This is a genomic window from Paracoccus marinus (assembly GCF_007018965.1).
GTDB lineage: Bacteria > Pseudomonadota > Alphaproteobacteria > Rhodobacterales > Rhodobacteraceae > Paracoccus > Paracoccus marinus.
In genome coordinates, this window is the sequence record NZ_VJYZ01000018.1 from 51,822 (window position 1) to 64,162 (window position 12,341).

Below are 12,341 nucleotides of genomic sequence, written 5' to 3' on the forward strand. Positions count from 1 at the left end.
ACGGCCCCGGCTGTTCAGTCGATCAGGCGAACGGGCGGGTCAGGCGCCGGTCGACTGGATCACGCCGCAGGCCAGACGGTCGCCCGAGGCGCCCGACGGCTGCGTGGTGTAGTCGTCCTGCCCGGTGTGGATCACGAAGGCCGAGCCGTCGCTGTCCAGCACGTCGTCCATCGTCACGTCGTTCTTGAAGAACTCTGCCTTGACGGTCCCGTCGGGGGCGACGGTCACGTTGGGCAGGTCGCCAAGGTGCATGCCTTCGGGCGAGTGGATGCCGTGGGCATGGCCGCCCGAAAGATGCGCGCCGGCCGATTCGAAGGTCGGGCCGTCGCAGGCGCCGGTTTCGTGGATGTGGACGGCGCGGACGCCCTCGCTCAGGTTGCCCAGGTCCAGCATGACGTGGATCGCGCCGGATTCGGTCGCCATCAGCGACACGCTGCCGACATCGGTGCCATCGGCGGTCGCGACAGTGGCCTCGGCCGTCTTCATGTCACCCATGGGCGCCGGCATGGAGCCGCTGGCGTCCGACGACGGCGTCGGTGCAGTCGTCGGCGCGGGCGTCGGCGCGGCGCCGGGTGCGGGCATCGGCATCGGCATCGGGGCCGCGCCCGGTGCGGGCGGCGGGGGAACCGGCGCGCCTGCGGCCGGTGCATCGGCGGCCGGTGCATCTGCGGCGGGCGCGGTGCCGGGCGTCGTGGTGACGATCACGCCGGTGACCGGGGCGGGTGCGTCGGTCGTCGTGGTATCCGTCGCGCCGTCGTCCGACGACTCGCCGATCGTGGTGCCGGATTCGCCGGTGCCCGAGGTGCCGGTGCTCGAATCGTCCAGATCAGGGACGGGCGCGCCTTCGGTGCCGACCGCAGTCGGGGTGGTGCCGACCGAGTCGCCGCTTTCGCCGGTGCCGCTTTGGCCGGTGGCGGATTCGTCGGTGGTGGCGACCGGTGCGGGCAGGGTGCCGGTGCTGGTCGGGGTTTCACCGACGGTGGCACCGCTTTCGCCCGAGCCGCCCTGGCCGGTGGCGGTGGCGTCGGTGGACGATCCATCGGTCTGGGCAAGAGCGCCGAGGGGCAGAGCAACGGACATCAGCAAGGCCATAACTGTCGTGCGGGTCATCGAGACTCTCCTGGGGATAGGTGGACGTTCAGATGCGTGGTGATGCCAGGGGAACGCGTGACAACTTGATGATGTTCCAAGACTTCATACTTTGTTTACCTGGCGGTGATGCGGGGGACGGCTTGCCGGCTGCGTCTTGATCCCGGCGCGCGGCTACGGCATGAACGGGGCCAGCCAACCCCCCGGGATCACAGCCATGCGCGTCCGCATCTACCAGCCTGCCCGCAGCGCCATGCAGTCGGGAACCGCCCGCACCAAGGCGTGGGTGCTGGACTTTCCGCCCGCCGACCCGCGCAGCATCGACCCGCTGATGGGCTGGACCAGCAGCGACGACACGCAAAGCCAGGTGCGCCTGCACTTCGACAGCCTGGACGAGGCGGTGGCCTATGCCACCGACAAGGGCCTGGACTTCATCGTGCAGGAACCCAAGCGGCGTGGCGTGAACGTGCGCCCGCGTGGCTATGGCGAGAACTTCGCGACCGATCGCCGGACGCCCTGGACGCACTAGCCTTGTGATCCCGGCCGCATCGAAAAGCCTCGGCATCGCTGCCGGGGCTTTTTGCTTGGTCGTCGCGGCGGATCAGCCGTTCCCGTCGCTTTGGGGCTGATCCAGCGGATCGCCGCCCTTCTTGTTGTGCCGGCTTTCCTGCCGGGTGCCTGCGGGTCCCGGGCTTCCGTCGGGGCTGCCGATGTCGGTGGCGCGGTTCGACAGGTCGGTTTCCTCGATCCGGTCGCGCACGTCTTTCGGGGCGTCCAGATAGGGGCGCGGGTCGAAATCCTTGTCGGCGTTGGATGTGTCCACGCCCTTTTCGATGATTTGCCGCTGCTGCTGGTGGGTCTTGTCGCCGCTCATCGTCGTCTCCCGTGATTGCTGGATTGACTTGGCCTTGATGGGGGTCGCGCCGCTCGCTTCGCTCAGCGAGACGTGCCACCCGTGTCCGCGTCGTCGTCGGTGGGCCGCTCGTCGGCGAGCTTTTCGCTGTCAGGCACCGCGTCGCCGGTCTGGTCGCTTTCGCGGTCCTGCAGCTGCTCGTTCTGGACGTGCCGCGAATCCAGTCCGCGCTCGTCGGAATGGCGCGAGGTGTCGCGGTTGGACAGGATCTCGGTGCGCGGCGTGATCTCGGGGTCGGCGGGACCCATCCCGCCAGAGCCGTCGCCCTTGCCCTGGTCCTGCTGGCCGGGCCCGAACTTCTTGCCTGCGTTCGCCATGTCGCGTCTCCCTTTCGGATTCACGAACACAACGTCGCGCTGTCGCCGATGTTCCGCTTTCGGCGGCATGGCGACATTCGGGACGTATCGGGCGCGGCGGACTGGCGACCCCGGGAGGGCTCGAACCCCCAACCTTGGACTTAGAAGGTCCCTGCTCTATCCGGTTGAGCTACGGGGCCGCACGCGGCCTGCTTGCGACAAAGCCGGGCGGCGCGCAAGTCGGTGGCCCGGGATGCCGACCGACGCCACTTGCCCCCGGCGCAAACAAAAGGGCCGGCGTGGCGCCGGCCCTTCGATCAGTGTCTGGAAAGGATCGCGATCACTCGCGGTTGCCCATGAACTGCAGCAGGAACATGAACAGGTTCAGGAAGTCCAGATACAGGGTCAGCGCGCCCATGATCGCGGACTTGCCCAGGAAATCCTGGTCCGAGTTCGCCAGCTGAAGGTAGGTGTTCTTGATGTTCTGCGTGTCGTAGGCGGTCAGGCCCGCGAAGATCAGGACACCGAGGGACGAGATCGCGAACTGCATCGCCGGCGACTTGAGGAAGATGTTGATGAGCATCGCGACGATCAGCCCGATCAGGCCCATCATCAGGAAGCGGCCCATGCCCGACAGGTCGCGCTTGGTCGTGTAGCCATAGATCGACAGCGCGGCGAAGCCGGCGGCGGTCGCAACGAAGGTCTGCACAATCGACATGTCGGTATAGGCGAGGAAGATCCAGCTGAGCGACGCGCCCATCGCGGCCGAGAACACGTAGAACAGGACCGTGGCCCCCGCCGTGGACAGCCGGTTCACGGCCGCGCCGAAGGCGAACACCAGCACCAGCGGCAGGAAGGTGATGACCCATTTCAGCGGCGAAAAGTAGATCGCCTGGCCAAGCTGGGTCGCCTGTCCATCCGGGCCGATGGCCAGCGCATGCAGGCCGTAGGCGGTGCCCGCAGTGACGAGCATCGCGATGCCCATCAGCGAGTACACCTTGTTCATGTAGCTGCGCAGGCCCTCGTCGATCGCGGCGCTGCGGGGCGCAGTGCCGGCGCGGGGGAATGCGTTGTAATCGGCCATCGAAGCCTCCCTTTGACGTGTCGACCTGCGGGCTGGCCGCAGTTGCGAGGAATATCGGGGCGCGCACCCCTCGTTTCAACCGTTTCCGGGTGGCGGAAGCTCTTTTTCGCGCCGGCGATTCCCTTGCGGGACACACGCGGTGCGGGAACCACCCCCATCCGACGCCACGATGGCCTTATGCAAACCTCACATGACACAAATATGGCAAGGCCCGGGGTTCCTGTCCGGAAATCTGGCCATCTCACCTATCCTTTTGGACACTTCGGTGACGTTAGCCCTACAAATTATGCGCGACTTGGCGGATAAGAATTCTTGTTAAACGGTTCTCTGTCACACAGGTTTTCCACTTCATGGCACATTCAGTTGATCTTCACGTCGGGCGAAAGCTCAGGCAGCGCCGCTGGCTCATGGGTATGACCCAGCAGCAGCTTGCCGACCGGGTTGGAATCAAGTTCCAGCAGATCCAGAAGTACGAGACCGGGGCAAACCGGGTCGCGGCGTCCCGCCTTTGGGAAATGGCCGAGGCTCTGGACGTGTCGCCGGCCTATTTCTTCGACGGCCTGCTTGAACACGGCGGTTCCGAACCGACGGCCGATGTGCTGAACGACAAGGAAGCACTTCAGCTGATGCGGTCCTACTACGCCATGCCGCAGGCGCAGCGCCGCCAGATCTTCGAACTGGCGCGGGTCCTGTCGCACGCCGCCTGAACGGCGCGGACGACAGCCGGCTTCTTTTTCGTGCAGCTCATTGTCCGCCGCGGTGCAGATCGCGGCGGACAAATCTTTTTGGGTCACCGTCGCCGGTGGCGACGCCGCGCGTCTGGCCGTCCGGGCGGCGGACGGCTAGACTTGCCGCGCTTTGCAAGGGGCCGCCCGGATGACCGACAGCCACGACCTGGTCGCGACCGCCCACGCGCTGGCCGATGCCGCGGGTGCGGCGATCCTGCCGTTCTTCCGCTCGCCCGACCTCGCCCCCGAAAACAAGCTGGCCTCCGGCTTCGACCCCGTGACGCAGGCCGACCGCGCGAGCGAGACGGCGATGCGCGCGATCCTTGCCCGCGACCGCCCCGACGACGCCATCCTGGGCGAGGAGTTCGGGGCCACCCCCGGCAACAGCGGCCTGACCTGGGTGCTGGACCCGATCGACGGCACCCGCGCGTTCCTGTGCGGCGCGCCCAGCTGGGGCGTCCTGATCGCCGTTACCGACCGCGCGGGTTGCCCGCTGTACGGCTTGATCGACCAGCCCTGGACGCGCGAGCGGTTCGAGGGTGGGATGGGCCACGCCTCGGTCCGGTCGCCGCACGGAACGCTGCCGCTCGGGGTCCGGCAGGGCCGGTCGCTGGCCGACGCCACGCTGATGACGACCTTTCCCGAGGTTGGCACCGCGACCGAGGGCGCAGCCTTCCGGCGCGTGGCGGGCAAAGTGCGGCTGACGCGCTATGGGCTCGACTGCTACGCCTATGCGCTGCTGGCAATGGGGCAGGTCGATCTGGTGATCGAGGCGGGCTTGCAGCCCTATGACATCGCGGCGCCCATGGCCGTGGTCGAGGCGGCGGGCGGGATCGTCACCGACTGGACCGGCGGGCCCGCGTGGAACGGCGGCCGCGTGATCGCCGCCGCGACGCCCGACCTGCATCGGCAGGCGATGCGGCTGCTGGCCGACGACTAGGCCCGCCCGGACCACGTTGCCCGCCCGCGCCGGTCCTTCTATGGTCGCGCCGACCGGGCACGCCCGCGCGCCCCGCAATCCGCCACAGCCGAACCGAAACGAGGTGCCGCATGTCCGACCCGCGCCCCCGCGAGCCTGAGTCCGAGGACGATTTCGTCCCCGCGCGCACCGTCGTGGCCGACATCGACGAGGCGGTGGACACGGGCGACGCCGCGCGTCTGGACGACCTGCTGGAACCGCTGCACCCCGCCGACATCGCCGACGTCATCGAGCAGCTGACCCCGCGCCGCCGGGGCGAGTTCGTGCGGCTGTATTCGCGCGAGATCGACGGCGAGATCCTGTCCGAGATCGACGAATCGATCCGCGACGAGGTGATCGAGGCGCTGCCCGACCACATCCTCGCCGACGCTGTGCGCGAGATGGACACCGACGATGTCGTCGACCTGGTCGAGGACATGGAAGGGCCGGAGCGCGAGACGATCCTTGCCGCGCTGGACGAGCCCGACCGGGTCGCGGTCGAGCAGTCGCTGACCTATCCCGAATACTCCGCCGGCCGCCTGATGCAGTCCGAGGTGGTGGTCGCCCCCGAACACTGGACGGTGGGCGAGACGATCGACTTCCTGCGCGCCGAGGAATGGCTCCCCGACCAGTTCTACCACGTCATCCTGATCGACCCGCGCCGCCACCCGGTGGGCTACGTCACGCTGGGCCGGCTTCTGTCGGCGCGCCGGGGCATGCGCCTGCGCGACCTGACCGAGGACAGTTTCCGCACCGTGAACGTCCTGCAGGAAGAAGGCGAGGTCGCCTATGCCTTCAACCAGTACCACCTGATCTCCGCGCCCGTCGTGGACGCCGACAACCGCCTTGTCGGCGTCATCACTATCGACGACGCGATGAACGTGCTGGACGAGGAACACGAGGAAGACATCCTGCGCCTTGCCGGGGTGGGCGACGAATCCTCGCTGTCGGACAGCGTGATCGAGACGCTGCGCCAGCGGCTGCCGTGGCTGGCGGTGAACGTCTGCACCGCGCTGATCTCGGCCACGGTGATTTCCATGTTCGAGGCGTCGATCAGCAAGCTGGTGGCGCTGGCGGTGCTGATGCCGATCGTGGCGTCGATGGGCGGGAACGCGGGCACGCAGACGCTGACGGTCGCGGTGCGCGGGCTTGCGACCAAGGGGCTGACGCCGGGCAACGTGCGCCGGGTCATGCTGCGCGAGGTGCTGGTGGGAATGCTCAACGGGCTGGTGTTCGCGCTGGCGCTGGCGGTCATCGCCTATGTCTGGTTCGGCGGCGTGCAGCTGGCGGCGGTGATCGCGGTCGCGATGCTCATCAACCTGACAGTCGCGGCGGCGGCGGGCATCGCCATCCCGCTCGCGCTTGAGAAATGGGGCGCCGACCCGGCGCTCGCGTCCGGCACGTTCGTGACCACCGTGACCGACGTGATCGGGTTCTTCGCGTTCCTGGGGCTGGCGACCTGGGTCCTGCTGTGACCGACGCGCCCGGCGCCAAGACGGCGCTGCGGGCGCAGGCCCTGGCCGCGCGCGGGGCGGGGGGCGATCAGGCGGCGCTGGATCGCTGGCTCGCCCGGGCGCTGAACCCGCATCGCGGCAAGACGCTGGCCGGGTACTGGCCGATGCGGGGCGAGCCCGATCCGCGCCCGGCGATGGCGGCCCATGACGGCCCCGTCTGCCTGCCGGTGGTCATGGCGCCCGCGACGCCCCTTCGCTTCCGGCGATTCGCGGGCGAGGTCGAGGCGGGCGCCTTCGGCACCTCGCACCCGCCCGAGACGCACGAGATCATGGTCCCGCAGGTGCTGATCGTGCCGCTGGTGGGCTTTGATCGCCACGGCAGCCGGATCGGCTATGGCGGCGGGTTCTACGACCGCACGCTGGCCGAACTGCGCGGGCAGGGGCCGGTGACGGCCATTGGCCTGGCCTGGGCGGGGCAGGAGCTGGCGCATATTCCGGTCGAGTCGACCGACGAGCCGCTGGACGCGATCGTCACGGACCGCGGCATCCTCGTGGTCTGACGGGGGCCGCGATGGCTGGGGACAGCTTGGTGGAGATCGCGTGAGGACGCCCCCGCAAGTCCCTAAAAACGCACGAAGATAATCGCTTGTCCACAGGGTGTTCAAACGCGTGTTAACCAATTGTTAACCAAACGAGTCGCGGGCAGAACGCGGCCGGCTTCACCGGAATGTCAAAGGATTTACTCGCCTCAGCCGAACAAAAAGTTTCTTGCGACACGCGAACCGACGCGGCATTTTGTGCGGACGGGATCAAGCGACCACCACATCTGGTAAGCCCTGAGTTGGTGGCGCCGCTTTGCAGAAACAACGATTGCGCCTTGGCATTGCGCCGGGCCGCACGGGTCCTTGGGCCCGGGCGGGCTGGCCCCGCACGACGGCGCGCGCACGAAGGGACAGGCGAGAAATGAAGATCGAGCGGCGCTTCACCACCACCGAAACCGGCTTCGGCACCGGCGCGTACGGCGACATCGCATTCTCGACCACGGTCAGCGAGATCCGCAACCCGGACGGCACCGTGGTGTTCCGCAACGAGGCCGTCGAGGTCCCCGAGGGGTGGAGCCAGGTCGCCTCGGACGTGATCGCGCAGAAATACTTCCGCAAGGCGGGCGTTCCCGCGGCGCTGAAGCGGGTCAAGGAAAAGGGCGTGCCCGAGTTCCTGTGGCGCTCGGTCGCCGATGACGCGGCGCTGGCGAAGCTGCCCGAGGGCGAGCGGATGGTGGGCGAAACCTCGGCCCGGCAGGTGTTCGACAGGCTTGCGGGCGCCTGGGCCTATTGGGGCTGGAAGGGCGGCTATTTCACCGCCGAAGCCGACGCCCGCGCCTATTACGACGAGATGCGCCACATGCTGGCACGGCAGATGGGCGCGCCGAACAGCCCGCAGTGGTTCAACACGGGCCTGCACTGGGCCTATGGCATCGACGGGCCGAGCCAGGGCCATTTCTACGTCGATTTCCAGACGGGCGAGCTGGTCAAGTCCGACAGCGCCTATGAACACCCGCAGCCGCACGCCTGCTTCATTCAGTCGGTCAGCGACGACCTGGTGAACGACGGCGGGATCATGGACCTGTGGGTCCGCGAGGCGCGGCTGTTCAAATACGGCAGTGGCACCGGCACCAACTTCTCGTCGCTGCGCGGCGAGGGGGAGCGGCTGTCGGGCGGCGGCAAGTCGTCGGGGCTGATGGGTTTCCTCAAGATCGGCGACCGGGCGGCGGGCGCGATCAAGTCGGGCGGCACCACGCGGCGCGCGGCCAAGATGGTGATCTGCGACATGGATCACCCTGACATCGAGGCCTTCATCAACTGGAAGGTCATCGAGGAACAGAAGGTCGCCAGCCTCGTGGCCGGGTCCAAGGCGCATGAGGCGAAGCTGAACGAGATCTTCGCCGCGATCCGGCAGTGGGACGGCTCGTCCGACGACGCGACCGACCCGGCTAGAAACGCCGCGCTGAAGGCCGCGATCCGGTCGGCGAAAAAGGCGATGATCCCGGAAACCTACGTCAACCGGGTGCTGCAATACGCGCGGCAGGGCTTCGACTCGATCGAGTTCCCGACCTACGACACCGACTGGGACAGCGAGGCCTACGCCTCGGTCTCGGGCCAGAACTCGAACAACTCGGTGCGGGTGACGGACGCGTTCCTGAAAGCCGTGCGAGAGGATGCCGATTGGGCGCTGGTCCGCCGCACCGACGGCAAGGTCGCAAAAACGGTCAAGGCGCGCGAGCTGTGGGACCAGATCGGCCACGCCGCCTGGGCCTGCGCCGATCCGGGCATCCAGTTCCACGACACCGTCAACGCCTGGCACACCTGCCCGGCGGACGGGCCGATCCGCGGGTCGAACCCGTGCAGCGAATACATGTTCCTCGACGACACCGCCTGCAACCTGGCGTCGATGAACCTGCTGACGTTCCTGCAGGGCGGCACGTTCGACGCCGATGCCTACGTCCACGCCACGCGGCTGTGGACCCTTACACTGGAAATCAGCGTGCTGATGGCGCAGTTCCCGTCGAAGGAAATCGCGCAGCGGTCCTACGACTTCCGCACGCTCGGCCTCGGCTACGCGAATATCGGCGGGCTGCTGATGAACCTCGGCCTCGGCTACGACAGCGACGAGGGGCGGGCGCTGTGCGGTGCGCTGACCGCGCTGATGACCGGCGTCAGCTACGCCACCAGCGCCGAGATGGCGGGTGAACGCGGGGCCTTCCCCGGCTATGCCCGCAACGCCGACGCGATGCTGCGGGTGATCCGCAACCACCGCGCCGCCGCCCACGGCACCGGCGCCTATGACGGCGTCAACGTGAACCCGGTCGCGCTGGATGTGGAAAACTGCCCCGACGTGCGGCTGGCGCAGATGGCGCAGGCCGCCTGGGACGAGGCGCTGACGCTGGGCGAGGAACACGGGTTCCGCAACGCGCAAACGACGGTGATCGCGCCCACGGGCACCATCGGCCTGGTGATGGATTGCGACACGACCGGGATCGAGCCCGACTTCGCGCTGGTGAAGTTCAAGAAGCTGGCCGGCGGCGGCTATTTCAAGATCATCAACCAGTCGGTCCCCGCGGCGCTGGAAACGCTGGGCTACGGCTCGGCCCAGATTGCCGAGATGGTGGCCTATGCGGTGGGCCACGCATCCCTTGGCAACTGCCCCGGCATCAACCACGCCGCGCTGGTCGGCCACGGCTTCGGCCCGCGCGAGCTGGAAAAGGTGGACGCGGCGCTGGCGTCCGCCTTCGATATCCGCTTCGTCTTCAACCAGTGGACGCTGGGCGAGGATTTCTGCAAGGGCGCGCTGGGCATCCCCGCCGACAAGCTGTCCGACCCCGCCTTCGACCTGCTGCGCCACCTTGGCTTTACCAAGGCCCAGATCGACGCGGCGAACGACCACGTCTGCGGGACGATGACGCTGGAAGGCGCGCCGTTCCTGAAACCCGAACACTACAGCGTCTTCGACTGCGCCAACGCTTGCGGCAAGACCGGCACACGCTACCTGTCTGTGGACAGCCACATCCGCATGATGGCGGCGGCGCAAAGCTTCATCTCGGGCGCGATCTCGAAGACGATCAACATGCCGAACTCGGCCACGATCGAGGACGCGCTGGCGGCCTATGAGCTGTCGTGGAGCCTGGGGATCAAGGCGAACGCGCTGTACCGCGACGGCTCGAAGCTGAGCCAGCCGCTGGCATCCGCGCTGGTCGAGGATGACGACGAGGCGGCCGAGGTGCTGGAAACCGGCAACGCGCACGAGAAGGCCACCGTCATCGCCGAGAAGATCGTCGAGCGGATCATCGTCAAGGAAGCCGTCCGCAGCCACCGTGAAAAGCTGCCCGGCCGCCGCAAGGGTTATACGCAAAAGGCGGTGATCGGCGGTCACAAGGTCTATCTGCGGACCGGCGAATACGACGACGGCAAGCTGGGCGAGATCTTCATCGACATGCACAAGGAAGGCGCGGGCTTCCGGGCGATGATGAACAACTTCGCCATCGCGGTCTCGGTCGGCCTGCAATACGGCGTGCCCCTGGAGGAGTTCGTGGACGCCTTCACCTTCACCCGGTTCGAGCCGGCGGGGATGGTGCAGGGCAACGACTCGATCAAGAACGCGACCTCGATCCTGGACTACATCTTCCGCGAGCTGGCGGTGTCGTATCTGGATCGAACCGACCTCGCCCACGTTAAGCCCGCGGGCGCCGCGTTCGACGATCTCGGCGGCGGCGAAACCGAGGGGCGCAACGTCGCGGCAGTGAGCGACGAGAAGTCCAAGAGCCTGGAGATGCTGCGCCAGATCAGCTCCACCGGGTATCTGCGCAAACGTCTGCCGCAAGAGCTGATGGTGCTGCAGGGGGGCGCGTCGTTGGTGGCGATGGCGACCGGCATGGCCGAGGCGCGGGGCGGGTTCCAGGCGGCGACCGTCGAGGCGGTCACCACCGTGTCGATGGACGTGCGCGCGAAGGCGAAGATGCAGGGGTATGAGGGCGACCCCTGCGGCGAATGCGGCAACTACACGCTGGTGCGCAACGGCACCTGCATGAAGTGCAACACCTGCGGCGGCACGAGCGGCTGCAGCTGAGACATCCCGGGCCGCGCCACCAAGGCGCGGCATCGCGGGACGAGGGACCCCCGTCCGACTGGACGGAGCGGCAGGCGGAAGACCACGAGCAGCATAAACCTTACCCGCGCATTGCAAGATGCGCGGGCATTTCCTTGCCTCAGCCCTGGCCCATCCGGTCCAGCTCCGCCGCCGCGAGGTCGGCCACGCGCAGGTCGATGGACATGTCCGCGCCGTCCTCGGCGAACCACGCGGCGGACAGCCCGCACCATGCCACGATCCACATCAGCAGGCGGCGGCGATCCAGCCCGGCCGCTTCGGTAACGATGTCGAGGCGGCGCAGGAACCGGTCCGGCCGGACCGCCACCGGCGGCTCGGCCCGGGCGAGGTCGGGATTGGTGAAGATGTTGGCGTAGTCGAAGCCGCGTTCGCCGATCAGACCCTTGGGGTCGATGGCGAGCCAGCCGCGCGGCCCGAAATCCAGCACGTTGTCGTGGTGCAGGTCGCCGTGCAGGACCACCGGGTCGCGGGGGGCGGCCAAGAGCGCCCGCGCCACGTCTGCGCTGCGGCCGAAGAAGCGGTCCCGCGCGCCCGCCGCCGTCCAGAGCGACCGGAACCAGCGGTCCAGCGGCACGAGCGTAGGCGGCGGGTCCGGTCGCGGCACGTGCAGCCGGGCGGCGGTGGCGCAAAGGATCCGGCTCGCCAGATCGTCCTGACCGCAGTCCTTTTCGTCGCGCGCCATGGCCGACAGCGACCCCGCGCCGGTCGCCCGTTCGATCAGCAGCGCGTGGTCGGCGTGCCTCAGCACCCGCGCCGCGCCGTCTCCGTTCCAGTGGACCATCAGCGCGGCCCCGCCACGCTCGTGCGGGTCGTCCGACAGCTTCAGCATTGCCGGCGTCTCGCCCGTGCGCACCGGCAGCAGCCGCGCGCCCGCCGTAACGATCGGCGCGCCGTCGGGCCGCAGGTTCCAGGCCGTGAGATAGGGTTGGAACGCGGTCATCTGTCTTGTCAGGACCGCCCGCACCGCCGCCGCAAGCTGCACGCAAGGCGCGAACCCGGCGCGCAGCGACACTCCGCCGATGCGCTTCAATCAACGGCCGATTTCCGCCGACGATGTCACCGGGCGTTCACAACCCCTTCAAATCGCTCGGTCGGGGCGGGTCCGAAATGCGTGGACAGGCCGAAATGCCGCCGCCATCATCTTGGCAGGTTGACGCTGT

At 68.0% G+C, this 12,341-nt stretch carries 11 protein-coding genes and 1 tRNA gene; 6 read left to right on the plus strand and 6 right to left on the minus strand.

What is annotated here, in order from left to right:
- Positions 1 to 39: 39 nt before the first annotated feature.
- The gene (locus FNF32_RS09280) at positions 40 to 1,110 is read right to left on the minus strand and encodes a superoxide dismutase family protein (protein ID WP_131673020.1); all 1,071 of its coding nucleotides are present in this window, start codon (positions 1,108 to 1,110) and stop codon (positions 40 to 42) included.
- Positions 1,111 to 1,306: 196 nt separating this feature from the next.
- On the opposite strand from FNF32_RS09280, the gene FNF32_RS09285 reads away from it, so the two are divergent.
- Entirely contained in the window at positions 1,307 to 1,618 is a 312-nt protein-coding gene (locus FNF32_RS09285; RefSeq protein WP_131673047.1) for an ETC complex I subunit, read from the plus strand.
- Positions 1,619 to 1,690: 72 nt separating this feature from the next.
- On the opposite strand, the gene FNF32_RS09290 is transcribed toward FNF32_RS09285, so the two are convergent.
- The 4 genes from FNF32_RS09290 to FNF32_RS09305 form a co-directional block, all read right to left on the minus strand.
- Positions 1,691 to 1,963, minus strand: a complete 273-nt coding sequence (locus tag FNF32_RS09290; RefSeq protein ID WP_131673021.1) for a hypothetical protein — start codon at positions 1,961 to 1,963, stop codon at positions 1,691 to 1,693.
- Between the two features lie 62 nt (positions 1,964 to 2,025).
- A complete protein-coding gene (locus FNF32_RS09295) occupies positions 2,026 to 2,319 on the minus strand; it encodes a hypothetical protein (protein WP_131673022.1) in 294 nt (97 codons plus the stop codon).
- Positions 2,320 to 2,421: 102 nt separating this feature from the next.
- Positions 2,422 to 2,498, minus strand: a tRNA-Arg gene (locus FNF32_RS09300).
- Positions 2,499 to 2,638: 140 nt separating this feature from the next.
- Positions 2,639 to 3,382, minus strand: a complete 744-nt coding sequence (locus FNF32_RS09305; RefSeq protein WP_131673023.1) for a Bax inhibitor-1/YccA family protein — start codon at positions 3,380 to 3,382, stop codon at positions 2,639 to 2,641.
- A 350-nt stretch (positions 3,383 to 3,732) separates the two neighbouring features.
- Here FNF32_RS09305 and FNF32_RS09310 point away from each other — a divergent pair, with 350 nt between their 5' ends.
- The 5 genes from FNF32_RS09310 to FNF32_RS09330 all read left to right on the plus strand — a co-directional run bounded on the left by FNF32_RS09310 (position 3,733) and on the right by FNF32_RS09330 (position 11,142).
- Positions 3,733 to 4,089 (plus strand): helix-turn-helix domain-containing protein, encoded by a 357-nt coding sequence (locus FNF32_RS09310; RefSeq protein ID WP_131673024.1) that lies wholly within the window; start codon positions 3,733 to 3,735, stop codon positions 4,087 to 4,089.
- A 169-nt stretch (positions 4,090 to 4,258) separates the two neighbouring features.
- The gene (locus tag FNF32_RS09315; protein ID WP_131673025.1) at positions 4,259 to 5,050 is read left to right on the plus strand and encodes an inositol monophosphatase family protein; all 792 of its coding nucleotides are present in this window, start codon (positions 4,259 to 4,261) and stop codon (positions 5,048 to 5,050) included.
- 110 nt (positions 5,051 to 5,160) lie between these two features.
- A complete protein-coding gene (mgtE, locus tag FNF32_RS09320; protein ID WP_131673026.1) occupies positions 5,161 to 6,543 on the plus strand; it encodes a magnesium transporter in 1,383 nt (460 codons plus the stop codon).
- Positions 6,540 to 7,082, plus strand: coding sequence for a 5-formyltetrahydrofolate cyclo-ligase (locus tag FNF32_RS09325; protein ID WP_246087761.1), 543 nt, complete (start codon positions 6,540 to 6,542; stop codon positions 7,080 to 7,082). The genes mgtE and FNF32_RS09325 overlap by 4 nt, the downstream gene beginning before the upstream one ends.
- A gap of 403 nt (positions 7,083 to 7,485) precedes the next feature.
- Entirely contained in the window at positions 7,486 to 11,142 is a 3,657-nt protein-coding gene (locus FNF32_RS09330) for a vitamin B12-dependent ribonucleotide reductase (RefSeq protein ID WP_131673028.1), read from the plus strand.
- A 139-nt stretch (positions 11,143 to 11,281) separates the two neighbouring features.
- On the opposite strand, the gene FNF32_RS09335 is transcribed toward FNF32_RS09330, so the two are convergent.
- Positions 11,282 to 12,211, minus strand: coding sequence for an aminoglycoside phosphotransferase family protein (locus tag FNF32_RS09335; protein WP_246087762.1), 930 nt, complete (start codon positions 12,209 to 12,211; stop codon positions 11,282 to 11,284).
- Positions 12,212 to 12,341 lie beyond the last annotated feature (130 nt).

What these genes read in the sequence shown, in the direction of transcription:
- FNF32_RS09310 (WP_131673024.1), top strand. Translation starts at nt 3,733, where the DNA reads ATGGCACATTCAGTTGATCTTCACGTCGGGCGAAAGCTCAGGCAGCGC.
- FNF32_RS09330 (WP_131673028.1), top strand. Translation starts at nt 7,486, where the DNA reads ATGAAGATCGAGCGGCGCTTCACCACCACCGAAACCGGCTTCGGCACC.
- FNF32_RS09280 (WP_131673020.1), bottom strand. Translation starts at nt 1,110, where the DNA reads ATGACCCGCACGACAGTTATGGCCTTGCTGATGTCCGTTGCTCTGCCC.
- FNF32_RS09315 (WP_131673025.1), top strand. Translation starts at nt 4,259, where the DNA reads ATGACCGACAGCCACGACCTGGTCGCGACCGCCCACGCGCTGGCCGAT.
- FNF32_RS09295 (WP_131673022.1), bottom strand. Translation starts at nt 2,319, where the DNA reads ATGGCGAACGCAGGCAAGAAGTTCGGGCCCGGCCAGCAGGACCAGGGC.
- mgtE (WP_131673026.1), top strand. Translation starts at nt 5,161, where the DNA reads ATGTCCGACCCGCGCCCCCGCGAGCCTGAGTCCGAGGACGATTTCGTC.
- FNF32_RS09290 (WP_131673021.1), bottom strand. Translation starts at nt 1,963, where the DNA reads ATGAGCGGCGACAAGACCCACCAGCAGCAGCGGCAAATCATCGAAAAG.
- FNF32_RS09305 (WP_131673023.1), bottom strand. Translation starts at nt 3,382, where the DNA reads ATGGCCGATTACAACGCATTCCCCCGCGCCGGCACTGCGCCCCGCAGC.
- FNF32_RS09285 (WP_131673047.1), top strand. Translation starts at nt 1,307, where the DNA reads ATGCGCGTCCGCATCTACCAGCCTGCCCGCAGCGCCATGCAGTCGGGA.